Annotated in this window: 17 protein-coding genes, 2 pseudogenes and 1 riboswitch; of the genes and pseudogenes, 9 read left to right on the top strand and 10 right to left on the bottom strand. The window is 59.8% G+C overall.

Features of this window, described 5'->3' with window-relative positions:
* Positions 1-24 precede the first annotated feature (24 nt).
* The 9 genes and pseudogenes from ccoS to MTX21_RS35725 form a co-directional block, all read right to left on the bottom strand.
* Positions 25-168, bottom strand: a pseudogene (gene ccoS, locus MTX21_RS35765) (cbb3-type cytochrome oxidase assembly protein CcoS); the annotation flags it as partial.
* Entirely contained in the window at positions 168-2,360 is a 2,193-nt protein-coding gene (locus MTX21_RS35760) for a cation-translocating P-type ATPase (protein WP_280969155.1), read from the bottom strand. The gene MTX21_RS35760 and the pseudogene ccoS, both read right to left, overlap by 1 nt.
* Positions 2,361-2,370: 10 nt before the next feature.
* Positions 2,371-2,865, bottom strand: a complete 495-nt coding sequence (locus tag MTX21_RS35755; protein WP_280969154.1) for a FixH family protein — start codon at positions 2,863-2,865, stop codon at positions 2,371-2,373.
* Between the two features lie 18 nt (positions 2,866-2,883).
* Positions 2,884-4,351, bottom strand: a pseudogene (ccoG, locus tag MTX21_RS35750) (cytochrome c oxidase accessory protein CcoG).
* A gap of 111 nt (positions 4,352-4,462) precedes the next feature.
* The gene (gene ccoP / locus MTX21_RS35745; protein ID WP_280969153.1) at positions 4,463-5,335 is read right to left on the bottom strand and encodes a cytochrome-c oxidase, cbb3-type subunit III; all 873 of its coding nucleotides are present in this window, start codon (positions 5,333-5,335) and stop codon (positions 4,463-4,465) included.
* A gap of 3 nt (positions 5,336-5,338) precedes the next feature.
* Complete coding sequence (locus MTX21_RS35740) at positions 5,339-5,503, bottom strand: cbb3-type cytochrome c oxidase subunit 3 (protein WP_280969152.1); 165 nt, start codon at positions 5,501-5,503, stop codon at positions 5,339-5,341.
* Between the two features lie 9 nt (positions 5,504-5,512).
* Complete coding sequence (ccoO, locus tag MTX21_RS35735) at positions 5,513-6,247, bottom strand: cytochrome-c oxidase, cbb3-type subunit II (RefSeq protein WP_280969151.1); 735 nt, start codon at positions 6,245-6,247, stop codon at positions 5,513-5,515.
* A gap of 10 nt (positions 6,248-6,257) precedes the next feature.
* Positions 6,258-7,907, bottom strand: a complete 1,650-nt coding sequence (ccoN, locus tag MTX21_RS35730; protein ID WP_280969150.1) for a cytochrome-c oxidase, cbb3-type subunit I — start codon at positions 7,905-7,907, stop codon at positions 6,258-6,260.
* A 478-nt stretch (positions 7,908-8,385) separates the two neighbouring features.
* Positions 8,386-8,613, bottom strand: coding sequence for a hypothetical protein (locus MTX21_RS35725; RefSeq protein WP_280969149.1), 228 nt, complete (start codon positions 8,611-8,613; stop codon positions 8,386-8,388).
* Positions 8,614-9,931: 1,318 nt separating this feature from the next.
* On the opposite strand from MTX21_RS35725, the gene MTX21_RS35720 reads away from it, so the two are divergent.
* The 7 genes from MTX21_RS35720 to MTX21_RS35690 all read left to right on the top strand — a co-directional run bounded on the left by MTX21_RS35720 (position 9,932) and on the right by MTX21_RS35690 (position 16,589).
* Positions 9,932-10,276, top strand: coding sequence for a hypothetical protein (locus MTX21_RS35720; protein ID WP_280969148.1), 345 nt, complete (start codon positions 9,932-9,934; stop codon positions 10,274-10,276).
* A gap of 2 nt (positions 10,277-10,278) precedes the next feature.
* The gene (locus MTX21_RS35715; RefSeq protein WP_280969147.1) at positions 10,279-10,506 is read left to right on the top strand and encodes a hypothetical protein; all 228 of its coding nucleotides are present in this window, start codon (positions 10,279-10,281) and stop codon (positions 10,504-10,506) included.
* 101 nt (positions 10,507-10,607) lie between these two features.
* The gene (locus tag MTX21_RS35710; protein WP_280969146.1) at positions 10,608-12,038 is read left to right on the top strand and encodes a PAS domain S-box protein; all 1,431 of its coding nucleotides are present in this window, start codon (positions 10,608-10,610) and stop codon (positions 12,036-12,038) included.
* Complete coding sequence (fixJ, locus tag MTX21_RS35705) at positions 12,035-12,640, top strand: response regulator FixJ (RefSeq protein ID WP_280969145.1); 606 nt, start codon at positions 12,035-12,037, stop codon at positions 12,638-12,640. Before MTX21_RS35710 ends, fixJ begins: the two co-directional genes overlap by 4 nt.
* Before the next feature lie 2,124 nt (positions 12,641-14,764).
* The gene (locus tag MTX21_RS35700) at positions 14,765-15,358 is read left to right on the top strand and encodes a helix-turn-helix domain-containing protein (protein ID WP_280969144.1); all 594 of its coding nucleotides are present in this window, start codon (positions 14,765-14,767) and stop codon (positions 15,356-15,358) included.
* 145 nt (positions 15,359-15,503) lie between these two features.
* Positions 15,504-16,133, top strand: coding sequence for a hemerythrin domain-containing protein (locus MTX21_RS35695; protein ID WP_280969143.1), 630 nt, complete (start codon positions 15,504-15,506; stop codon positions 16,131-16,133).
* 195 nt (positions 16,134-16,328) lie between these two features.
* Positions 16,329-16,589, top strand: a complete 261-nt coding sequence (locus tag MTX21_RS35690) for a hypothetical protein (RefSeq protein ID WP_280969142.1) — start codon at positions 16,329-16,331, stop codon at positions 16,587-16,589.
* 858 nt (positions 16,590-17,447) lie between these two features.
* Here MTX21_RS35690 and metE read toward each other — a convergent pair.
* Positions 17,448-19,793 (bottom strand): 5-methyltetrahydropteroyltriglutamate--homocysteine S-methyltransferase, encoded by a 2,346-nt coding sequence (gene metE / locus MTX21_RS35685; RefSeq protein ID WP_280969141.1) that lies wholly within the window; start codon positions 19,791-19,793, stop codon positions 17,448-17,450.
* A 102-nt stretch (positions 19,794-19,895) separates the two neighbouring features.
* Positions 19,896-20,099, bottom strand: a riboswitch (cobalamin riboswitch).
* Positions 20,100-21,309: 1,210 nt separating this feature from the next.
* Between metE and MTX21_RS35680 the strand changes: the two genes are divergently transcribed.
* Together MTX21_RS35680 and MTX21_RS35675 are read left to right on the top strand one after the other, a co-directional pair.
* Complete coding sequence (locus tag MTX21_RS35680; RefSeq protein ID WP_280969140.1) at positions 21,310-21,927, top strand: nodulate formation efficiency C protein; 618 nt, start codon at positions 21,310-21,312, stop codon at positions 21,925-21,927.
* Positions 21,928-23,963: 2,036 nt separating this feature from the next.
* Complete coding sequence (locus MTX21_RS35675; protein WP_280971421.1) at positions 23,964-24,719, top strand: thermonuclease family protein; 756 nt, start codon at positions 23,964-23,966, stop codon at positions 24,717-24,719.
* Positions 24,720-24,725: the final 6 nt, after the last annotated feature.

Below are 24,725 nucleotides of genomic sequence, written 5' to 3'. Positions count from 1 at the left end.
AGGGCAGCGCCCCTTGTCTGCGGCTGGCGCCTCATCATCCGCGATCGCGCGCCAGGCCGCGCCCTCCAGATCCTCGTATTGGCCGCTGCGGAGCGACCAGAGGAAGCCGACCAATCCCGCGAGCCCGAGCATCAGGGCCAGCGGCAAGAGGATTACCAGCACCTCCATCACGTAATCCTTCGCGAGGCAGAGCGGGCGCGGAGCGCGTTCAGCGTGACCAGGATGGACGATCCGCTCATCGCCGCTGCTGCAATCAGCGGCGTCACGGCACCGCTGATTGCAATCGGCACCGCGAGGAAATTGTACCCAATCGCGAGCCAGAGATTCTGCCGCATCAAATGCAGCGCCTTGCGCGACAGATCGATCGCGGCGAAAACCGGCGCCAGCGATTTGCCGAGAAAGACCAGATCGGCGGTCGCCTGGCTCAGATGGGCGGCGGAGATCGGCGACACGGAGACATGAGCCGCCGCCAGGGACGGCGCATCGTTCATGCCATCCCCGACCATCAGAACCTTCATACCCCGTCCCTTCAACTCCTCGACCCGTGCGATTTTGTCGGCAGGTGTCACGCCGGCGCGCCATTCCGGGATGCCGAGTGCAAGAGCCGTCGCCTGCACGGCCGTCTCGTGGTCACCCGACAGAATCTCGACACCCATCCCACGCGACTGAAGCGCCGAGACGACGGGCTTCGCGTCCGGGCGCAGGGCTTGGCGCACCGAGAGGATGTATTTCTGAGCACCGTTGCTGAAGGCAACGACCGAGGCTTCAGGATCAAGATCGCCGCGCCTGGTCGCCAGAAGCTCGGCACCGCAGAATGATGGCCGACCCAGGCGAATTTCCATACCATCATGCGTGGCGCGAACGCCCTGCCCCGGCTCCTCGACCGCGGCGACAATTGGCGATTTCGCGCCGGTGGTCCGCGCGACAGCTGCGGCAACCGGATGATGGCTCGACAGCGCAAGCCGCCCGGCCAACCCGAGGATCGCGCCAGGAATGCTGTCGGCGCTGACCATCACCAGATCGGGCTGCGTCAACGTGCCCGTCTTGTCGAAGATGACATGATCCGCCGCCGCCAATCGTTCGATCGCGTCACCGGAATTGAGCAGCACGCCCGACTTGAACATGGCGCCGGACGCGATCGTTTGCACCGTGGGGATCGCGAGCCCAAGCGCGCAGGGACAGGTGATGATCAGCACGGCAATCCCGGTGACGGTGGCATCGTGCCAGCTTGCACCGAAGACGACCCCGCCGAGGATGGTGAGAAGCGCAGTGGCGTGAACCACCGGCGCATAAAGCCGCGATACGCGATCCGCGATCTGCGTATAGCGAGAGCGCGCCTGCAGCGCATTGTCGAGCAGCCGTGTGATTTCCGCGAGCAAGGTGGCTTCGGATGCTGCCGAAACCCGCACGCGTAATGTCCCGGATATGTTCATGGAGCCGGCATAGACCGCTGTCCCCTGCTCCGCCGTAACATAGAGCGTCTCGCCGGTGATCAGGCTCTGGTCGATCTCCGAGCGTCCCTCGATCACGGTACCGTCGACGGCGCAGCGCTCACCCGGCCGCAACAGGACGATGTCGCCCGGACGAATGGCTGCAACCGGCACCTGGGAGATCCCGCCCGATCCGACGAACTTCGCGGCGGTGTCGGCCTTCAGCGCAGCCAGATTGCCGGCCACGGCTCGGGTTCGCCGCCGCATGTTCTGGTCGAGGACGCGACCGACCAGCAGGAAGGTCAGGAGCATGATCGCCGCATCGAAATAGGCGTGCTCGGCATGGTTGAACGTTTCGACCACGGACATCCCGAGTGCGAGGACAACGCCGATCGAGATCGGCACATCCATATTTGTGCGCTTCGCTGACAACGCACGCCAGGCGGAACGGAAGAAGGGTTGGCCGGCATAGGCGGCCGCCGGCAGCGTGATCAGCGCAGACAACCAGTGGAAGAAGTCACGCTGCTCAGGCAGCATGTCGCCGACATTGCCGGACCACACCGGGATCGACAGCATCATGACATTCATACTGGCGAACGCTGCGACGCCTAGGCATCGTAAAAGGAATCGGGATTGTTCAACATCAGCCGCCTCGACGCTGGCGGTCTCGTACGGATAAGCCTTGTAGCCGAGCTCTTCGAGGCGGTCGATGAAGCGCGCAGGATCAATCGTGCCCTGCTTCCATTCGAGCGCAACGCGACGATCGGTCAGGTTGACGCGCGCGAGCGTCACGTTGGGCATCGCCGACAGGCCGCGCTCGATCTTACCCATGCAGCCGGTGCAATGAATGCCTTCGACGGCGAGATCCATATGCTGCACGCCGGGTCCCGCCTCCCGGACGAAGTGCGAGAAGTCGCGCGTGATCTGCATATGATAGCCCCTACTTCAGGATCATGCGGTTGCGCGACTGGAACACGCGCGTACCGCTCGCATCAATCTCGAGCACGAGGTCCCACTGGCCCGAGGCCACGGAGGCAACCCTGGCGCGGTAGACGCCGATGCCGATCTCGGCAAACGCGAGTGACAGATCGCCGCGCTTGTCGGTCGGGCGCTCCAGGCTGCCTTCAAACTTCAGTCCGGTGACTGGCCGCTTATTCGCGTCCCGTGCCTCGATCTGGATCGTCGCGCTGCCATCGAGATCGCGCCGAACATTCGCCTCAACCTGCCAGTTGCGCGCTGCCTGGTCGCGTGCCTGCTTGATCTCCTTTTCGTAGGCCAAGCCCGCCGCATAAGGGCTCTCCACATCGGCGCCGGGAAGCGTCGCAATCGCAAGCTTCACCACCGTGACATTGGCGCCGATCACTACCCCAAAGAATGCGATGAGGATCAGCAAGACCTTGAAACCGGTCAGGGGTTTCGATGCTGTGGACGACATGACGGAATTCCTGACATTTCAAGGTACGACGAAATTGTCGGTCGTCGCGGCGACTTCACCTAGCCCGATATCGGTCACTCGAAAGTCGATCGGGATCGATTTTTCCTGCTTGTCGTCCGCCGGAGCCGTGACAAGGACGCGCAGTTCGGAGGTCTGGTCCCGGCCGATCACGATCATCGGGCGATCCGGCGTCACCGAGGCCACACCGATGATGTGAATGGTCGCGTTTGGCGGACCATCGACGTCGATGGCGATGACGCGGTCGAAGCCGCGCTTGTTCAGAAGCTTAACGGTATACGCATTGCGGATCGAACCGTCGCTCAGCCTGACGGCGATCGGATTGCGGTCGTGAAGCACATTGACGTCCAGCAGGCTGCGCGTCGCCAACGCATACAGCATGATGCCACCGACGAGGGCGATGACGACGCTGTAGATCATCGTACGCGGCCGGATGATCCGGTAGATCGGCGTCTTTCCGGCCTGCCGGCGTTCGATATTGATGTCATTGTCATATCCGATCAAGCGGGTCGGCCGACCGATCTTTCTCATGACATTGTCGCAGGCGTCGATGCAGAGCCCGCACTGGATACACTCGAGCTGCGGTCCGTCGCGAATATCGATTCCGGTCGGGCAGACCGCAACACATTGATAGCAATCGATGCAGTCGCCGACATGCTCACTGATCGCGCGCAGCTCCGCGGCCTTTTTTGACCGACGTCCGCTTCTCGCCGCGGTCATAGCGGTAGGTGACGTTGAGGGCCCATTCGTCAGTCAGCGCAGCCTGGATGCGCGGCCATGGGCACATATAAGTGCAGACCTGCTCGCGCATGTCGCCGGCGAGAACATAGGTCGTCGCGGTGAGTATTCCGATCCACGCATAAGCAACCATGGGAGCTTGGAACGTCAGGAGCTCCTTCACCAGTGTCGGCGCATCGGCGAAATAGAGCACCCATGCGCCGCCGGTCCACCACGCGATCACCAGCCAGATTGCATGCTTGAGCACGGTCTCCAAGATGCGCTTGGGAGCGAACGGGCCGGATACCGCATCCTTCTTCATCCGCTCGCGCCGGTCGCCCTCGACCAAGCGCTCGACGGCATAGAACAGATCGGTCCAAACCGTCTGCGGACAGAAATAGCCGCACCAGATGCGACCGCCAATCGAATTCATCAGGAAGAGAGCGACCGCCGCGAGGATGAGCAGGCCGGTGAAGTAGTAGACTTCCTGCGGCCACAGTTCGATGAAGAAGAAATAGAACCGGCTGTTGGGCAGATCAATCAGCACCGCCTGATCGGGCGCCCCAAGCCCGCGGTTCCAGCGCACGAAGGGCAGCAGATAGTAGACACCGAGGCAGAAGGCCATCAGCTCCCATTTCATCCGCCTGAACGAGCCCGAGGTGCTCTGCGGATAAACCTTCTTGCGCGGTGCATAGAGCGGTCCATAGTCGTCGTCGGAGGTGAGCTCGCTCGAATTCACGGTCTTGTTCATCGCGGGGTCCATATCGCAATGGACCCTAGACCGCACTGCGATCCCGCAATCGATCCGGCGCAAACGGACAGCAGTTTCCCGGCTCCCGTCATACGTATCGATCTCACCCGACTACTTGCCGCCGCCCAGCGAGTGGACGTAGACAGTCATTGCTTTGATCGTTGCGGGGTCAAGCCGTGCTTCCCATGCGGGCATTACGCCAGCACGACCGTTGCTGATGGTTTCGATCAGAGTTGCCTCATCCGAGCCATAGAGCCAGATCGCGTCCGTCAGGTTCGGCGCACCAAGCTCCTGATTTCCTTTACCGCCGTCGCCATGACAGGCGATACAATTGTCTACGAAGATCTTCGCGCCCTTTGTCACATCAACTTTGTCGCGGATCGGAAGTCCGGCCAGCGAGCGAACGTAATTGGCGACTGACACGATCTCATCCTGCTTCAGAACGCCATCCTTGCCGAAGGCGAGCATCTGGCCTTCGTGCGCCTTGGCATGGCCGGACCGCGCGCCGTACTGGATCGTCTGCATGATCTGCTCGAGCGTCCCACCCCAAAGCCAGTCGTCGTCGTTCAGGTTAGGGTATCCCTTCGCGCCCGTACCGCCGCTGCCGTGGCACGGCGCGCAATTGTCGCCGAATACTGTCTTGCCCTTGGCGCGCGCCAGCGCAAGCAACGCCGGATCGTTCTCGATCTCGACGAGCGAAGCCGCGCCGAGCGCCGCCATCTTGTCACCACGCACCTGCTCGAGATTGGCGAGCTCGACTCCGACGTCAGCCCGGGTCGAATAGCCGAACATACCGATCGTGCTGCCGGAGATCAGCGGCCAGGCCGGATACACGATCCAATAGCCGATCGCCCACAAAATGGTGAGATAGAACGTGATCACCCACCAGCGGGGCATCGGCGTGTCCAGCTCCTTGATGCCGTCCCATTCATGCCCGGTCGTAGATCTTCTCGAGAGAGAGTCAAATTCACTGTGATCGGACATCTCCTACTCCTCCCGCAACGGCAGTTTGGCGGCCTCGTCAAACTCCGCCTTTTTGCGGGGCCAGAACGCATATGCGGTGATCGCAAGGAAGATCGCCACAAAAGCCGGCGTCCAGATTGTGGTCACGAGATCTGACGCAAGGTTATGGACCGTCAAAATCGCCTTCATCGTGTTTTCTCAGCGAAGGTTGGCTTTTTCGTTGTAAAGCTTGAATTCGATTAGCGTGCCGAGCATCTGCAGGTACGCTATGAGCGCATCCATCTCCGTCGGCAGGCCCGGCTTGCCGTCAAAATTACGGACCGACGCCTTGGCGTATCGCTTGGCGAAGCCATCGCTGCCCGCATTGTCTGGGTCGTCCTGGGCTTTCATGTCAGCTGCCGCATTCGCGATTTGATCATCGCTGTAGGGCACCCCGATGGTCCGCAAGGCGCGCATGTGGTCGGCGATGGTGCTCGGATCGATCTCGTTGTCGGCGAGGAACGGATAGCCCGGCATCACCGATCGCGGCACGATGGCGCGCGGGTTGGTCAGGTGGGCCACGTGCCAGTCATCCGAATATTTGGCGCCGACGCGGGCGAGATCCGGCCCCGTCCGCTTCGAGCCCCATTGGAACGGGTGGTCGTACATGCTCTCAGCGGCGAGCGAGAAGTGACCGTAACGCTCGACTTCATCACGCAGCGGGCGGATCATCTGGGAGTGGCATAGATAGCAGCCCTCCCGGACATAGATGTTGCGCCCGGCGAGCTCGAGCGGCGTGTAGGGTCTCACGCCGTCGACCACCTCGATGGTGCTCTTGAGGTAGAAAAGGGGTGTGATCTCGACGAGGCCGCCGATGGCAATCACCAGCAGGATGCCGGTAATGAGAATGATCGAATTCTTTTCAAAGATTTGATGACGCTTCCAGAACGACATTGCCCTGTCCTCATTCAGCTGGCTGCAGGGCACGGGGCGACGTCGCTTCGGCCTCGCCAACGCGCACCGTCATCCAGAGATTATAGGCCATGATCAGCCCACCGATCAGGAACAGCGCCCCGCCCGCCGCGCGGATAACATAGAACGGATGCATCGCTTCGACCGTCTCGATGAAGGAATATTCGAGGAAGCCGAGCGAGGTGTAGGCGCGCCACATCAACCCTTGCACGATTCCAGACACCCACATTGCCGAGATGTAGAGCACGATGCCGAGCATTGCGATCCAGAAGTGCCAGTTGACCAGCTTGAGGCTGTAGAGACCCTTGCGATTCCACGCCCAGGGCACGAGGCAGTACAACGCGCCGAACGACACGAATCCGACCCAGCCCAGTGCACCAGAATGCACGTGTCCGATAGTCCAGTCGGTGTAGTGGCTGAGCGAGTTGATGACCTTGATCGACATCATCGGGCCTTCGAACGTCGCCATACCATAGAAGGCAACGGAGACGACCAGCATGCGCAGCACGGGATCGCTCCGCAGCTTGTCCCAGGCGCCCGCCAGCGTCATGAGGCCGTTGATCATGCCGCCCCATGAGGGCATCCACAGCATCAGCGAGAACGTCATACCGAGTGTCTGAGTCCAGTCGGGTAGCGCCGTGTAGTGCAGATGATGCGGCCCAGCCCAGATGTAGAGAAAGATCAGCGCCCAGAAATGGATAATCGACAGGCGATAGGAATAGATGGGTCGCTCGACGCGCTTCGGGATGAAGTAGTACATGATCGCGAGGAAGCCGGCAGTCAGGAAGAACCCGACGGCGTTGTGGCCGTACCACCATTGGAACATCGCATCCTGAACGCCGCCCCACGCGATGTAGGACTTCGAGCCGAACACGGATACCGGCAGCGCCGGATTGTTGCCGAGATGAAGGACCGCGATGGTGACGATAAAGGCGAGATAGAACCAGTTGGCCACGAAGATGTGCGGCTCCTTGCGCTTGATAATCGTCCCGACGAAGACGAGCAGATACGTCACCCAGACGATCGTCAGCCACAGATCCGAATACCATTCAGGCTCGGCATATTCCTTGGACTGCGTCACGCCCAGCAGATAGCCAGTGCCCGCGATCAGGATGAAGAAGTTATAGCCTAGGACGACGAACCATGGCGCCAGGTCGCCGGCGAGGCGCGCGCGGCAGGTCTTCTGCACCACATAGAAGGAAGTCCCGATCAGCACGTTTCCACCGAACGCAAACACAACCGCTGACGTATGCAGCGGACGCAAGCGGCCGAAACTCGTCCAGGGCAGATCGAAATTCAGCGGGGGCCACGCCAATTGGGACGCGATAATTAGTCCGACGAGGAACCCGGCGATCCCCCAGAACATCGCCATGACGGCACTGAACTTGACCGGGCCCATGTTGTAGTTCGGCCAGCCACCAATCTCTGCAGGCGGCAGCAACGCCGGACGGTCGTAGTATCGATTCACGATCGTGAATACCGCCGCGATGCTGGCCAGCGCTCCGAGGGCTGCGTGGAACCCGAAGGCTGGATCAACCGCTTTAGCAGCCGCGATGACACAGAAATAGCCGAGCGCAGCGAAGAACAGCGCGAGCCCGGCTTCGCCGTGCGTCATCCGCTTCTCAGATTGAGATCGGTTCATTGAGTCCCTCGTGAACGTGAGCTGACCTGCCAGCCCGTCTTCCTTCTGCGTCCTGTCCTGGTTCGAGCCAGGAGAACGGGACTTGGCTTTGGGTTTCGGAGATCAGAACGCGCGACGCTTCGGTTCAGCCACGGTGACCGGGTGGCTTAGCGGCGCTCTTGCCCAGGCGGGGGCCGCGGCGAAAACGACGAAGATGGACGTGACGACTGCGCAAACCAGAACGGCATCGAGGGGCATGAGGATCTCCTTTTGAGGTCCCGACTATGGTCACTTTCAGGAATGCGTCTTTGACCTCGATCAATTTTGGGGATGCCGCGTCTCACGCACCCCACAGTGCGAGCTGCCTGGCGCATTCCAGATCCAAGAAACGAATGCCAACCGTATAAATATGAATCACGCCGTCAGTCTCGAGCTTCGTGAAGATCCGGCTCACCGTCTCGATGGTGAGAATTCGCAGACTTCCCCGGCCACACTCAGGCTAACCACCCCATGCCGGCGGCAATGCAGGCGGAGTTCGAAGCTCCATCGCATCGGCGAAGACTGTCCAATCGCGGACACCTTTTTGGGTGCAAAAATCGGTCTCCGCCTGCTGTGCAGCAGCACTCAGCGAGGCGGCATCGACCTCGAACGATGCCTGACAGGCACGATGCTCGTGACCGGTATCGTCACAAACGGTCTTAATGAACCGAACGTTAAATGAAGGCATGGCACCCTCTTGCCGTGGGTTTGCTTATCCCCCATTCTGCCATTCGCGCCACAAGAGTATTTGATCTGTCTCAAGCAGCATGCCAAAGAGTTTGTCCGCTCCATCGAGATAAGGTCGAGCCTTGGGCAGTGCGGCGCGAGCGCTCCTGTTGTCCCGCAGACCCCGTAATCGCTATCTGTCCAACTTGGCGGATCGCACTCTGTTTTGAAGTGGCCGAGGGACAGTGCCTTCCGTCTGCTCTGCCCTCGACCGGCAAAATTGAGGCGCGGTTCGAGGAATGTCTCGAACAGACGGTTGAGAGCAGCATGAAGCCGTCACTCCCCAGATGCCGACGATTGATCTCTGTCAATCCCATACTTAGTCGCCGGCAATGTGGAACCTCGATGCCGCGAACTTTACACGCGATGCATAGTGGTCTCACGAGGCGTTGCCGCAAGCGCCGGGTCATTGGCCAATCACCGGCCGGAGCCATTTCCGACGCGCGCCGATGGCCGGGCGCTATCGACGGCGAGACCTACGCGAACGTGATCGTGGGCAAAAGAGGCGAACCGCCCCGATCTCGCTCCGGACGGTCTAACCTGCCGCCGTGACAGCAAAGTCGATGATCAGGCTTGTCGCAGCCAACGTTTCGATAAGCCCAAGTTCAGGACTTCCGCGCCAAAGCCTATGGCTGCGATCAGCGCCGGCAAGACTACCGAAAATGCGAGGCGAGCAATCGATTGACCATCTCCGTGGCCTAATCCGAGTGCGGTGCGCCTCAAATCAACCCGGCTACACGCTGGCGTGTTGCGGACCAACGCGAGGCCCCGGTGGATCGCCCGAGTTGGAACATGTCTGCAAGGCGCCCCTGTCCGGCTCGCAGCGGCCGCTCGACGTCGGCCGTTCTGGACGCGCATCAGCTCTTTTGACCTGTATCAATACTGCGGCGGCCGCCCACTGATATAAGCGATTTTCCAGTCCAAGGTCAGACACATGGCAAACAGAAAGACTTGGCGCCCCATCATCTTTTCATGTCCAAATACCGGCGACCGAGTTCAAGGACTGCTGCCGGACGCACCCGAGCCGGGTGCCAATGACCTGCACCCGATAACCTGCGCCACTTGCGATGGCGTCCACTTCATCGACCTCCGGACCGGCGCTATGATCGGAGCCGAGCGCAGCTAGGCCAATGGCGTCAAGCGAATTCCGGCGTCTTCCGGTTCTCGCTTGGGGATGCCGCCCCGCTCGCAAGGGCGCGGCTGACGTCATCAAAACCCAATGCCCCACGCTGACGCCCCGTGGGACAAGGAGATTTCTCACCAACGAAGGATGTTTCGACATGACAGACCACGGCGACATTCGTCCCGCCGCCGCAGGCCAGATTGCGGGAGCGGCAGTCCAGTCTAACTTCTGCAGAACAACGATCAACACCAACCGCCGCGGGCTTGAGCTGATCCAGATCGATTCGACCGAAGCCGGGGAGTTGTTTCGCGCCGCCAATCCTAATATTTCGTTTGGCGAGCGGATCATGTCCCGGCACGATAGGTTCAACGACGCCACGGCCGATAAAGTCCCGGCCGCGACTGACGCGCTCGAGACCACGCGCCGCCTGGGCAATATTGGGCTGAGCCTGTTCCCGCGGAGGCCCAGCGATCTCGTCCGTAGTGTTCAGAAGGTTGCCTGAATTTGTCAGCCCGCGGCGATGAACACCGTCCAGGATCTCATGACAACCTGACCTGGGAGCGGCTCGAATCGGCGCCCTTTGATCGGGATCTGGAGATTGCCGTGATCGAGGGTAATACCATTCACCGGGTGGTCTTTCCTTGCCGCCGGATCTTCGGCGGCTGGATCAAGGCCAAGACCGGTGAACATGTCGCCGTGCAGCCGACGCACTGGCGCATCTGGCCTGGATAGGGGCGACCGTGATTGGCGTGAGTTAGGGCGCGGCTGCCTCCGGTGGCCTCTCGTGGGCAAACAATGTAAAGTCGATCGAATGAGAGGGTCTGCCAGGAAACATGCCCGACCACATCTGGTACCGCTACGGCACTGCCGCGGCAGCCGCCGCGCTGGGTCTCGTGCTGCGCGCGGCGCTAAACCCGTATCTTCAGGACCGCACGTTTACGATCATCTACCTTCCGGTCGTCGCTTTTGCCGCTTTCGCCGGCGGCCGTGGACCGGCGATCTTCGCTACCTCGCTCTGCTTCGTCATCAGCCTGGCATTTCTTGGAAAAGTCCTCATCACCGATTCCGCAAACATGATCGATATCGCAGAATTCGCGGTACTTGGTCCCCTGCTTGGCTTCATGGGCAATCGGCTGCGGCGGGAATCAGAGCAGGCGCGGTATCGGCTAGCCCATCTGCAGTCGATTCTGGACACCGTGCCGGAAGCCATGATCGTAATTGACGAGAAGGGCATCATTCGCTCGTTCAGCGCCGCGGCAGTGCGTTTATTTGGTTGGTCTCCGGACGAAGTGGTCGGAACGAATGTATCGAGGTTGATGCCGCGGCCCTACCGCGCCGAGCACGACCGCTACATCGAACGTTATCTGACCACCGGCGAGCGGCACATCATCGGCATCGGCCGCATCGTGGTGGGCGAACGGAGCGACGGCTCGACCTTTCCGATGGAGCTTGCCGTCGGTGAGGCCAAAGTGCGCGGCGAACGGTTCTTTACCGGCTTCATCCGAGACCTCACCGAACGGCGGGCGCAGGAACGGCGCTTGCAAGAACTGCAATCTGAACTCGTGCACGTGTCGCGGCTGACCGCCATGGGTGAGATGGCATCGTCTATTGCCCATGAGATCAACCAGCCGCTCTCCGCAATTACAAACTACATGCGCGGCGCAAAGGCTCTGTTGGCGTCCGACAAGCCGGACGCCAACCGCATTGGTGATGCGCTCGAACACGCCGCCCAACAGGCTCTGCGCGCCGGCGATATCATCAAGCGCCTGCGGGAATTCGTTGCCAAGGGCGAGACGCATCACACTGTGGAGAATCCGCTCACGCTCCTTGAAGAGGCTGTGGCTCTGGCTCTACTCGGCGCCAGGGAGCAAGGCGTACGCGTCGCTATCCGCAGCGACCGCGATCTGCCATCAATAATCGTCGACAAGATCCAGATCCAGCAGGTCGCGCTTAACTTGATACGCAATGCAATCGAGGCGATGGCTTCCTGCCCGCGCCGCGAATTGACCGTCGGAGTTGCGAAGGTCGATGGCCTCGCCAGGTTTACCGTTGCTGATACGGGCCCCGGCATCAGCCCTGATATCGCCGACCGCCTGTTCCAGCCCTTTGTCACGACCAAGGAGCATGGCATGGGTGTGGGACTATCAATCTGCCGGACGATCATCGAGTCACATGGCGGCCACATCTCCGCGGAAGCGAATCCGAGCGGCGGCACGATGTTTCAGTTCACCCTGCCATTTGCGGAGGTTAGTGAAGAGGCATGATTGGGCGGCGCATTCTTGTGATCGACGATGATGCCGCGATGCGGGACTCGCTGGCGTTTCTGCTTGATGTGAACGGTTTCTACGTAGCAACCTATGAAACCGCGACTGAGTTTCTCAATGATGGCGCGAGCGGCCCGGTTGACTGCATTGTATCGGACATTCGCATACCGGGTATGAGCGGTCTCGAACTGGTGCGCAAACTGAAGTCCGATCGCGTCGACTGCCCCGTCGTCCTGATTACTGGTCATGGCGACGTATCGCTCGCAGTTGAAGCGATGAAAGCGGGTGCGGTCGATTTCATCGAGAAGCCGTTCGAGGAGGAGGTGCTATTGCGTGCGATCAATAGTGCTTTGGAAGCGCGGCCAACAAGGCCAGCCGATGACGCAGCGAAACTGCAGGCGGAAGCCCGCCTCGCGGACCTCTCGTCGCGCGAGCGTGACGTCCTGCAGGGACTATTAGCCGGCAAGATCAACAAGGTGATCGCCCATGACCTTGGCATTAGTCCCCGGACGGTCGAAGTTTACCGTGCGAACCTCATGGCCAAGACCAATGTCCGCAGCATGTCCGAGTTGATGCGGATCGCCATTAACGCGGGACTTTAGCAGCAGCGCAAACGCTTATTCATGCATTCAAGCTGATGCAGCAGCTTTGACTTCCTGTACGGTCTTCCGAAACACGTTTTTCGTCTTATCGCGCCAAGGGCGCCGGCCCCGACGTGGCGCGCCGGATAAGGACGATCACCAGATCCGAGAGCGATGCGTGCGTTCGAGCATTCTGATCAATTCCGAGAAGCGCCAATTCGGACGCAGCACTGATATCTATCGATTGAGGGAATCACGATCCGAAACGATCCAACAGCACTGCCGGCCGTCATCAATCATCTGCGAGCGGCTCTGATTGGCCTTCCAGCGGCAGTTCAAGAATCCGAGCACTGGCGGATCCGCGGGACCGCGACGAACGAGCCCTGCATGACCTTCGCTGGCTCGTTGTTCCTCCAGCAGGCCTGGTTTGCCATGACATGAATGTCGAGCCGGCAATGGCGAGAGACGGCAATCCCAATCCCGTCGCCACCCTGATCGCCGCACTGGTATCGCGGCAGATTGGCTGGGCACAAATCCTAGAGTGCCGCGGCTAACGTTACCGATGCAAGACACGCAATGCTGGTTCTTGCCTACGGACCATCGCGAGAGCTTGCCGCTTTCCGGTTTGATCGTGCTTAAACAAAATCACGACGGCATATGAAGCAGATCAATTGCCGGCCCGGATTTGTGCTCCGATGGACAGCGGGTCTTCCCGGAGATCGGCATTGTTCGGGAACATATTGGTCCTTCCCACGGAGCTCCCGGTGCGGGCTGCAGTAAACGGTTCGATTTCCTTCGCATTGGGGACGGGTGCGCATCTTGAGGTTGTGGTGATCGGCTGAGAGACGACTATCATTCCGCTCATTGCGCTCGGCTGGGCCGCAGTCGCTTCAGTCTTCGAGATCAAGCAGGCGCGTGCCGTTTGAGCGGGCCGAAGCGGCACTTCGGGTACTTGATCTGCGGGCACGGAACGTCGGCATTTCCTACACCAGCCGTGCGCTGAGTGCGGTTCCGGCCGAGGCGAGCCGGATCATCTGCGCGAGCGCGGATCTACAACCTGACCATGGTCACACAGCGTCGGAGGGGCTACGACAGCTACGATAACTCTATTCCCTTTGCCGGCTGGCGGCCCTGTTCTGTACCTCCCATCCATCTTCCATGGCACTTTTTCGATCAGACGAATCGGGATTTGCTGGGAGGGTCAGCCGCCGTGCGGCCTTCGTGCAATCACCATCCCAGTCCTGATGTCGCACTGAGGCACGAATTCCAGATGCGATCAGAACGCCGTTGCAATCGGCGCAATGGCGACGCCAGGGGCCCGATCAGGAACGAGGAGTGCCGTCTGTCCGGCCCCATGCGTTCGCCGGCGCTCCAACGACGAGGTGCGGCCGGGCCCGCTATCATGCGACACTGCTCCGAACGTTGCACGTGCGCTAACGGTCGAGATGCCGCAGGAACTGCTCGCGGACAGTCTGTCACCGGCCATCCGACGATGCCCCGAGCTCAGCTTCAGGCCAGGCCAAGTCACGATTTCCTCCGGCTGCAACAGTCGCCGGAGAGCGGCAAGGCCGGTCTTTGAGCCAGGTCAATATATCACGCGAGCCGAGTTCTATGATCCGGGTCCCAACTCGGTCCACATGCGCACGTATCGGATGATTTCCAAACACGTCGTCCACGTCGGCCAGCGTACATCGATCAGGATGCGGTCAATGTCCGCCTCGTCACCACCGCGGCCCACCGATGCTGACGGGGATCGGAGTCCCGGCGTCCAAACAAGACTTCCTGGAGCAAGCCGAAAGTGGCGGTGGACGACAGCGTTCGGCCTGGCTGGAGCTCTTCACGGGCGCGGCCGACGAAGTCAGCATGCAGCTTTCTAATCCGATTTGAGCATGTTTGAGCAACCAACGGACCGCCGAACCATTCAAGACGCCCTCCTCAGCGGACTTACGTGTAAATACTTAAGGGCTTCTCCGTAGGGGAAACATCCAAATTTCCCAGTTCGTCAGGAGCGGCCAATGTCCGCGTGCCATCGACGCTCGCAAGATAGGGTCCGCCATGCACGCTCAGGTTGCCAGTTTTACCGAGACCAGCCGCCATCCAACCAGCGTCTTGCGTGGGCAACCTCATGGTTGTGGACCGTTTGGCATGATTGCGACACCGATGCGGTTCACTCGCAATAGCGAGATCTACAGCGAAGAGGAGTCAGCGGAATACGTATATCAGGTGGCGTCGGGCGCTGTGCGAACCTACAAGATTCTGGAAGACGGACGTCGTCAGATCGGTGCGTTTTATCTGCCCGGTGACATGTTCGGCTTCGAAGCCGGAGGAAGCCATATCTCTTCGGCCGGAGCGATTTGTGAGACGCAGCTGCTGATGGTGAAGCGTACCGCCCTCATTGTTCGGGCCAGTCACGAGAGGGAGCTAACACGGCAGCTGTGGGACGCGATGGCGCTCGAGCTCCGCCGCTTTCAGGAACATATGATGCTCCTGATCAGCAGCGCTGAAGACCGGGTCGTCACCTTCCTGCTCGATATGTCTCGCCGCGCTACGAAGAACGGTGCCATCGAACTGCCCATGTCACGGCAGGATGTCGCCGATTATCTTGGCTTGACGATCGAAACCGTGTCGCGCACCTTTACCCAACTTGAGCAAAATGGCGTGATCGCCCTGCCGACCTCACGCCGAGTCGAGCTGCGTAACGACAGATTGCCCAGGAGCTTTGTGCAAAACCTAGGCTAAGTCGATTTACAGCTCAGATTGAAGCGCACTGCTTTTTGCGTCGAACAGCGCGGACAAATTGCAGCGCAAAGGACACCGAAATCGGGCGATCTTGCCAATGGCAGAAACGCTCCCAGCCTACTTTTGTGCCTCCAGGAGCACCGCAATGATCATCGATCTTTTGCTTCGAGAGCATCGCAACATTGATCTGCTTTTGGTCGCTCTTCAACGCGAATTGGAGATTTTTGAGAAAGGGATCCGTCCCGACTATGAGGTCATTCGCGCGATTATCAGCTATTTCGAGGTTTACCCGGAGCTGTACCATCATCCACAGGAAGACTTGATTTTTTCCAAGCTCAAGGCTCGCGATCCGGATGCAGCTGCAATCGTCGGCGATCTCGCGCTTGAACACCAGGAAGTCGTCGACCGTTTGCACCACTTCGCGCAAGCTATTGACGCCATCCTGGCGGATCGTGAACTCCTTCGGCAAGACGTCGGCAATATCGTACACGACTTTATAGTACGCGAGCGGCACCACATGATGTGGGAAGAGCGAGATTTCTTTCCCGCCGCCCTGAAGACTCTCTCGGCTCAGGATTGGACCGAAATCGCTTCCGCCCTCACCGATCATGGAGATCCGCTATTCAGCGAGACAGCGGCAGCGACTTCCGATGCGTTAAGAGCGCATATTCTGCAATTGGAACAAGAAGCTGAGGCCGAACGGAGCTCGGTCGCGTTTTCGTCCGCCAAGGCCGGCAACCCGCGACACGGCGCCGAGACGGATGGGGCGTATTGACCGCTGCGACAGCGTCGATCGCTACCTCCAATCCGAAGCGATCGCGGAAGCTTTAGTTGATGCTGGATACGTACGTATGCCGCACGGACGTCTTGCCGTGGCGAGGCAGGAAGGCAGGCTGAAGCGCAACTTCTAGACTATACTGTCGATTGCGCGGACGCCCTCATTGGGCTCGGCGCCAGCGCGATCGGGCGCATGCAGCAAGGGTTCGTCGCGAACGCTATCTCGGCAAAGGACGACCTTGCTCGCATCGCCGAGGATCGGCTCGCCACCGCGAAGGGCTATTTGCTGACGGAGGAGGATCGCTTTCGCGCCGAGATCATCGAGCGAATCATGTGGGACACGGCAGTCGATCGCTCCGAGACATCCCGTCGTCACGGTCTGGATCCGAAGTTCGCCGTCGTCGATCGTTCTCGAATCGACAGCCTTATCGCAGACCGTCGTGGTGATCGATGATGGCCAGCTTTCCGTAGCAGATGGCCGTAGAGTTCCTGCTCCGGAACGTCGCATCGGCGTTCGACGCTCATCTTCTTCGGTGCGGGGCTACACACAGTCGGGCGGTCTAAACCGGCTGCGCCGATCCGAGTCATGTCGGATCCGAAATCGCCATCACTTAACTGGCCTAACTTGGGGGCGGACCACGCTCACGGCTTAGGAGCACCCTATCGGCACCGGGCCATTTTGAAGCTCGTGACATCCTCTGATGAAATCCTCTGCGTGGTCCGCTGATAGATCTCGAACAGAGGCTCAAGCCGAAACCCGACTATCGGGTGGAACCGGTTGACCAACGACTGGCTTAAGCAGGGTCCAAATCAATAGCAACCGCTCTGCATTGGCTACGCTTGCGAGATCCTTGGAGCCGGGTTTTTGGTATCGTCGTGCTGATCGAGCATAAGGATTCCAGGCAGGAATGCGCACGAGTTTGGGTCGGTGCCCTGCGGCGACCGCCCGGCATCACTGCCCCTCGTTACTGTCGCAACCGTTGCCGACGTGCTCATGAGCGACAAACCTTGGTGTAGATTTCTAAACCTCAGGCTATACGGTCGCATACCATGGCATAATTGAGCTACGCTGAGCTTGTGCTTCAACTGGGCTCAGATTTTCGGCGAATGTCCTTGCCGTGATCGAACCGGCGGCTGTCCTCCCTCCGCCGATGGAAGTCCGCGCGATGCGTCAGCGTCGCTCCTCCCAGACTCTCGCCCGGCCCGCTAAGCGAGGCCGGGCATTTTTTTGTTCCCAAGGCTCCCTCGATTATCGAGAGCGCAAATGACAGCAAGCTGATCAGCTTTGTCGATAAGAGACCCAAGTCCCGGATCAACGGCCTCGCGGATCGGATGCAGCGCGCAGTTCGCGGGCGGCAGCGACCATGTTCGTTATCGCCGGCCGAACCTCCTCCCATTTGCGCGTCTTCAGGCCGCAGTCCGGATTGACCCAGAGCTGCGAATCCTGCAGCCGTGTCCGAGCCAACGCCATCAGCTCCTTCATTTCGCCCGTCTCGGGAACGCGTGGAGAGTGGATGTCGTACACGCCCGGCCCGATCTGATTTGGATATTCGTAGCTCCTGAACGCGTCGAGGAGTTCCATTTTCGAGCGCGACGTCTCGATCGAGATCACATCCGCGTCCATTGCAGCGATCGCACCGATGATGTCGTTGAACTCCGAGTAGCACATATGTGTATGAATTTGCGTTTGATCAGCGACGCCCGATGAGCAGATGCGGAAGCAATCCACGGCCCAGTCGAGATAAGCCGTCCACTCCGATCGACGCAACGGCAATCCTTCGCGGAGTGCCGCTTCGTCGATCTGGATCATGGTCGCACCAGCATTCTCGAGATCGCGGACTTCGTCTCGGATCGCGAGCGCAATCTGGCGGCAGACCTCGCTCCTAGGAATATCGTCGCGAACAAAGGACCAGTTCAAGATCGTCACCGGTCCGGTCAACATCGCCTTCATCGGCTTCCTCGTTAGTGATTGCGCGTAGCGCCACCAGTCCACGGTGATAGGCTTCGACCGCACTACATCGCCAAACAGGATCGGTGGCCTGACGCAGCGCGATCCGTAGGACTGCACCCATCCGTTCCTGGTAAATGCGAAGCCGGCGAGTTGCTCGCCAAAGTACTGCACCATGTCATTGCGCTCGAACTCGCCGTGCACGAGGACGTCAAGACCGATGTCCTCCTGCCAACGTACGGCGCGCGCTGTCTCCTCCTTGAGGAACCTGTCGTATTGCTCGTCGCTCATCGCGCCTCGCGCATGCGCAGCACGGGCATTCCGGACCTCTGTGGTCTGCGGAAACGATCCGATCGTCGTGGTAGGAAAAGCCGGCAGTCCGAAACGATTGCTTTGGATCTCGGCCCGACGGGCAAATGGGCTGGCGCGCCGACGCATGGGCTGATCGATCGCTCTCATCCGGACAGCGACATTGGCATCACGGATTTTCGGCGAAGTCCGGCGGACGGTCGCGGCACATTCCGACTCGGCAAGAGCTAGCGCAACATTCTGGTCGCCTGCGAGTGCCCGCGCCAGGATCGCAAGCTCCCGCATCTTCTGGACCGAGAAAGCAAGCCAGCTCTTTACGTCAGAAGCGAGCCTGGTCTCGAGTTCAACATCGACCGGCACATGAAGCAGCGAGCAGGATGGGGCGATCTGTACACGATCCTTGCCGAGCTTCGCAATCGCGGGTTCTAGCCGCTGGCGCAGCGACGACAAATTCGACCGCCATACATTCCGGCCGTCGACGACACCGAGCGAGATGACGAGATCACTTCGGCCGCCAGCGATGATCTGGTCCAACAACTGTGGCGCTCGAACCAGATCGAGGTGCAGTCCGGCAACTGGCAGACTCAAGGCGGTGTCCAGATTGTCGCCGAGGTCGCCGAAATAGCTGGCAACCATGATCTTGATGGCCGGCCCCTCCTTGGCGAGCCGGTCATAAGCATGTCGCAAAGATTTTCGCGCCCCCTCATCCAGATCAAGAACCAGGCAGGGCTCGTCCAACTGAACCCAATTTGCCCCACGTTTGGCCAATTCCTGCAGAACCTCGATATAGGCCGGTATCAGGTCATCCAGTAGTGAGAGTGGCTGGAACGCAGGATCGGGACTCTTGCCGAGCTTTAGGAATGTGACCGGCCCGATCAGGACAGGGCGGGTCTGAAAGCCAAGGGACTTGGCTTCCTCATACTCCTCGATCGGCTTGCGAGAGCATAGCCTGAAAGTCTGTCCCCTGTGAAACTCGGGGACCATATAGTGGTAGTTGGTGTCGAACCACTTGGTCATCTCCTGCGCGGGTGCGCCAAATCCGCGCGATCCGTGACCGCAACTCGCATCCTGGTCGTCGCATTGTGAACCGCGGGCCATGGCGAAGTACGTCTTGAGCGAAACGGATTCGGCTTTCGAGGCGTAGATCTCCGGGATGGCGCCAACCATGACACTTGTGTCGAGCACCTGGTCATACAGCGAGAAATCGTTCGATGGAATGACCGTGACGCCGATAGATTTCTGACGAGCCCAGTTCGCGGCACGCAGGCCAGCTGCGTCCTCGAGCAACTGCTTTTCGCTGATTTTTCCGGCCCAGTAGCTTTCTAGAGCGAGTTTGAGCTCGCGCCTTGGACCGATGCGTGGCGTTCCGAGCGTGGCAACCGGAAGGGAGAGAAGAGACATAGCGTTAACCCCATGTTGGGGGCAAAGGCCATGGCGGACGCAGGCAGGGGAAGTCGCGCGGTGCGACGGCTGCTTGGCGCACCACCGGGACACCCCGCCCGTGGACGAATATATTGTCGGGGCAGGTCTCCTGGCTCGCGGGTCATCGCTGCTGTCCGGCCTTCCCGAAGCCGCGCAGGCTTCAGTGACATCGTTGGACAGCGGCTCGCCGCTCACAGTTGCGGGGGCAGCGCCGGCATATTCACCGGCTTCCCTCTTAGCTCCGGATCAAGTGGGAACCGGAGAACCTCGACGACTTGGATTATCGGCAAGACAAGTCTTCCGTCAACCTCTCAGATTATGTCTCAAGCTGGTGCTGCGACATTCGCTACGCGAATGACTGCGCATCTTTATCGTTGAGTCGATGTAGAAGCGCTCTCCAGCCCGCGATATTGTAATGACCATCGCAGCCGCCCCCTGGCCGCACGCCAGATCGGTGGAAGGGACAAATGCGGCTTCCGCGGTCGGGACTGCCGCCTGGAGCAGAACGCATTTGATGCGTGTCCCGGCTCGGCAGCGGTTCTTAGCGCGTCCGCCATCCAGCCGCCCTCTCGACCAGCTGGATCCGTGCTGAATACGCCTAAGACACTGGCCAAGCTAGCAACATACCTGGCCGGCACGTTGATTTGCAGTGCCAGCTAGACTCCAAATGCTCGGCGGTGAAGATCGGCTTCGCGTCGTTGGCCTTCTACAGCAAAGCGCACCTGACGAAGGCCGCTCTCGAGTTCCGAGCGCCGCATGTCGCGAAAGAAGCGCCAAACGCGCTCTGGCCTCTTGGCCGCAAGTGCCCAGAGGCATGTCAGAGATCGAAAGCCCACATCCCGGCAACGATACCGAACCAAACGGTTCTATGGCGACAAACGTGATTCCAATTCTCATCAGGAACTTGGCACCGAGGCGCTCCGCTGCGCCGTCGAATATCCGGTCCGTGACGAGGATGCATAAGCCGCGCTCGATAGCGCTGAACGGAGACATCGAGACGTGCCCAAGTCGGAAAGCCGACAAAGAGGACATAAAAGCGGTGCGAATTGCCGTCTGTTACCTGGCACGAGGAATGCAAGTCTTCGGCATGCCCAGTCTCCTCCTGCTGGGCATGTCCAGCACAGCAACTTGAGGCTGTCGCCGGCAGCGAAGTTAGCGGCGCGTGACATAGAGGGGAGCGCCTGCTCGCACGGGACACCACCGGTCTCCCGTCGCGTCGCCGCTAACTTCTTGCGCTCGCGCATAACAGGTTGAAGGTTGCCCGCTTTGGAATGACGTGTGGATGAAGCCAGATAGGCCGACAGTTATGAGAAAAGTGTCTAGAAGACGCGCGTTATGGTTTTGTCTCGGTCGACCCCTGATCTGCCTGGCCGGGCTGGCTGCGACGAGCAACAGTGTTCGCGCCATCGAGAGCCCCCATATCGAAAGATTCAAGTCAACGTGGCGAGCGCAAGACGGTGAGACAATAGAACAAATTATCTCCAACGTCTCGAAGGTGGCACAGTTCGTCCCTCGAATGTGGGGCGTCGCTGAACTTGACGAAAACGACTATATTTTCGTTTCGTGGACCAGGCACCCGGATGATACATTAGACGAACAGTACGTTATCACCTGGAGGATCGCGCTCGACGGCACGTTTCAACTTGCGTCGACCTATGCGAAGCCGATCGAATTGGGCTGGCACGCCCTGGCGCTCTCGTTGATCGCCACTGAAGTCAAGGAGGGTGAAAGGGACGCAAATCTTCGCTTTCTGCATGATCCGAGCAACTTCAACTTCGTGACGACCACGCAAGGCCGGCTCGGCGATCTTCTGCGGCAGGGCCGCTGCACTATCGTTGAGCCTGTTGGAGTGGACTACTTGCCGAAGCAGAAGGACAAGCCGACCGAGAAAGGTGATCTGTGGCGCGTTTTGCTTTTGGTGAACTGTAATATCCCAGGGCCCCGTTTTTTTACACACAACGGGGTCATCACTTTCGAGAAGAGCGAAGGGCAAGATTGGGAGCCGCAATCCTCCTTTGCCAAGCGTATCGCAGCCTTTCCTCCCGGCTCCTGGTTCGCTCGCATGGAGCCAAAGGAACGGGAAGAGTTAGAGGGGAGCGAAAGGCCTTGGTAAATGGTCGCGCAGAGCAAGATCGCGCCGCAGCTCCTTTAGCGCCGAACGCCTCAAAGCAACTGCAAGACATATCCGCTCTAAAACCGCGGTGTTTACGCCTTCGCAACAGTCGCGAGCCTTTCCCGCAGCCTTCAGCCGTCATCGAAAAAATCGGGCGGCACGATTCTGCGAGGAGTCGAGCTCAGCGACGCGTGCCAGCTTGCGAGACGTGGTTTGGCCCCGACGCAGTGAGAGGACACCAATCTGCGAGGGAACCAGCTCTCCATGCCATTCTTCACGGGACCGGGCCTGGAGATGCCTCGGGCTCAAGCCCGATCCGGCGTGCGCCGCGCATCGCGCGACTGACTGGCACCCGCAAGAGCGTGAGCCTGCCGACGTCGAGGCGGCACCCGGGAGTGCTGCGACGAAACCGGTTAAGAGGGCAATGGGGCAGTGTTAGCGGGGCCGGCATACCCCCTGAGCACCGGCCCTTTTCCGAGCGCCCCCGGCGAGGATCCCCGGAGCCGAGGCATCGAGGACCGAACTGAGTCGGCGCTAGATTTCCTCGCGCGCATTCGTCTGCGCGTCATAGATCCGGATTTGAAGCATGGGAAAACGCTTCTTTAATTCTGTCCCACCTGCCCTGGCGCCGTCTCTGGTTGCGAATTCGGCTCTGAGTCGGCCATCCACTTCAAGCGCGTAAGAAGAGACCGGCAATTCCCGGGGGGCTGCAACCATTTCATTCCCATTGTGTAGCGAGGTGGTTGAGAATGATGTGTAGCTTGAGTCGGCCAAACCGCACCAGAGCTACCTGCCCGAGTGCCGCGATGGGACCAACCCATGTTGTGGATTGACGCCTCGCCGAATGGCATCAGGATGGCACTCGCGATCGCCCGAACACGAGGGCGGCTCACCCCTCGCCCGGTGCGTATACGACGAAGCCACGGCTCCACATGGTTGCCCTTCCAAATGTCTCTGGCGCAACCGCACACCCTCATGCCGGGCTTGCTGGGTAACGCTCCATATGTGATCACGGGGAAGCGTACTACGAGGGAGCGGCCGCCAGTCGCGCCGCCTGGGTCATGAAAAATCCGGTCCTTGTACGAACGGGGCGGCGGCACCAGGTGCAGGGCAGAGGTGCGAAAAGCCAAAATGCGATTGGCATCAACGACCATCCCGGCAGGCTCTCCGAAAGAGAGCTCCGGGTTTTGCGCGGTTTGCGCAAACGATACCGATTCATTTGCGCAGCGAGCGTTGAGCTGAACTCCGTGGCGCCTTTGTCCAACTCTCAGAGGAGAGCGAGAGCAGACTTTTCGGACATAAGTCTTTTCGTGACAAGAATTTACGGCGAAATGTCATCACCCTCGCCGAAACCATCGGCAGCCTATGTCTGCCGATGGAGGTTGGCACAAAGCATAGCCAGGTTGCTCCTCCACGCCTGACTTCCGCTCGACCGTTAAAATTCACAGGCGCTTTTGTTCTTCAAGCGCGTGAGAAACAGCATCCGAGGTTCGGCTTTCTCCCGCATACCGAGTTCGTGGCTGAGCGATGGGGATCTCCTCCTCAGGTCAAGAGGGTGCAGTGCGCGCAGAGAGAGAGAGAGAGAGAGAGAGAGAGAGAGAGAGAGACGGCGAACGTAGTCGGCTAACCCACCCTACGGCAGCTGCGAGAGCGGCGACATCAATCCTTCGGCCGCAGCTTCTCGACTTCGGCGTCGCTCGGCAGGTAGTCCGCGGCCGCTCGATGCCAAGGAGCGCGAGACGCTGATGGCGCTATTGAACAAGCTGCGGTGAGCTGTTCATTCCGGGACGCGACGAAGTTTCGCAGGGTGGGCAAAGGCGCGTAAGCTTCTGAGAGAGAGAGAGAGAGAGAGCGGCGAGCTCGAACCATACCGCGACCCGCACACCGGAAGAAATCGCTTGAACCTCACGCAGCGTCAGGTCGTAGCTTGGAAATGACGGCCAAGCTTTCATAAAGCAAACGTCGAGAGATGCCGACCGAATAACGGACATAGCGTTTAAGCAGTCGAATGTGGCGGCGCCGGATCGTGCGTGAACATGGATCAAGAGCGAAAGGTTATGGTCGGGATGAAACACCGCGTAATGATGGTCGCATTGTTCGCTGTCATCACATCTCCGGTCTGCGCAGCGAAGCTCAGCGGCCCTGCGCGCATCCTCGACGGCAATACGATCGAGATCGAGCAAACCAAGCTTCGGCTCTCAGGCATCGAAGCTCCTGAGACTGACCAGATTTGCCTCGACGCCCACGGCCGGAAATGGGCTTGCGGCGTAGCTGCTCGCGACGAGCTGATCAAGCATTCGAACGGACGAACGTGGGATTGTCATACCACAGGAGTTGATGAATACAGCAGGTCACGCGGCAGTTGCTTCATAGAAGGCGAGGACGTGAACGCCTGGATGGTACGCTCCGGCTGGGCACTATCGTCGGGTCCTTCTACCCATACCTACGTTATCTATGAGGTTGTGGCGAGCAAGGCCTATGCGGGGCTGTGGTCGGGGGCGTTCATCGCGCCCTGGGACTGGCGTCGCCGCAACAAGGGGACGATCATCATCGGCGCGAGCTCGGTTCCGATCGACGCTCAGGAACTCCTGCTCGGATCCGCGCTGCTATCGGACCCGCCCTCGTCCGAGTGCCTGATAAAAGGCACCGTGGACCGCAACGGCGAGCGCATTTATCACCTGCCCGGGCAACTCAGTTACAAGCAAATTGACATGACGAAGAAGCCCAGTGAACGCTGGCTCTGCAGCGAAGCGGAAGCCGAAGCCACCGGGTGGCGTAAAGCCGCGCGATGAGGTGAG

Origin of the sequence: Bradyrhizobium sp. ISRA430 (genome assembly GCF_029909975.1) — a bacterium.
In the GTDB taxonomy this organism is placed as follows: domain Bacteria; phylum Pseudomonadota; class Alphaproteobacteria; order Rhizobiales; family Xanthobacteraceae; genus Bradyrhizobium.
This window is presented reverse-complemented; position numbering and strand designations above follow the sequence as displayed.

Bases quoted from the DNA above. Each gene is read 5' to 3' on its own strand.
- MTX21_RS35760 (WP_280969155.1), bottom strand. From the start codon at position 2,360: ATGCAGATCACGCGCGACTTCTCGCACTTCGTCCGGGAGGCGGGACCC.
- MTX21_RS35755 (WP_280969154.1), bottom strand. From the start codon at position 2,865: ATGTCGTCCACAGCATCGAAACCCCTGACCGGTTTCAAGGTCTTGCTG.
- ccoP (WP_280969153.1), bottom strand. From the start codon at position 5,335: ATGTCCGATCACAGTGAATTTGACTCTCTCTCGAGAAGATCTACGACC.
- MTX21_RS35740 (WP_280969152.1), bottom strand. From the start codon at position 5,503: ATGAAGGCGATTTTGACGGTCCATAACCTTGCGTCAGATCTCGTGACC.
- ccoO (WP_280969151.1), bottom strand. From the start codon at position 6,247: ATGTCGTTCTGGAAGCGTCATCAAATCTTTGAAAAGAATTCGATCATT.
- ccoN (WP_280969150.1), bottom strand. From the start codon at position 7,907: ATGAACCGATCTCAATCTGAGAAGCGGATGACGCACGGCGAAGCCGGG.
- MTX21_RS35725 (WP_280969149.1), bottom strand. From the start codon at position 8,613: ATGCCTTCATTTAACGTTCGGTTCATTAAGACCGTTTGTGACGATACC.
- MTX21_RS35720 (WP_280969148.1), top strand. From the start codon at position 9,932: ATGACAGACCACGGCGACATTCGTCCCGCCGCCGCAGGCCAGATTGCG.
- MTX21_RS35710 (WP_280969146.1), top strand. From the start codon at position 10,608: ATGCCCGACCACATCTGGTACCGCTACGGCACTGCCGCGGCAGCCGCC.
- fixJ (WP_280969145.1), top strand. From the start codon at position 12,035: ATGATTGGGCGGCGCATTCTTGTGATCGACGATGATGCCGCGATGCGG.
- MTX21_RS35700 (WP_280969144.1), top strand. From the start codon at position 14,765: ATGATTGCGACACCGATGCGGTTCACTCGCAATAGCGAGATCTACAGC.
- MTX21_RS35695 (WP_280969143.1), top strand. From the start codon at position 15,504: ATGATCATCGATCTTTTGCTTCGAGAGCATCGCAACATTGATCTGCTT.
- MTX21_RS35690 (WP_280969142.1), top strand. From the start codon at position 16,329: ATGCAGCAAGGGTTCGTCGCGAACGCTATCTCGGCAAAGGACGACCTT.
- metE (WP_280969141.1), bottom strand. From the start codon at position 19,793: ATGTCTCTTCTCTCCCTTCCGGTTGCCACGCTCGGAACGCCACGCATC.
- MTX21_RS35675 (WP_280971421.1), top strand. From the start codon at position 23,964: ATGGATCAAGAGCGAAAGGTTATGGTCGGGATGAAACACCGCGTAATG.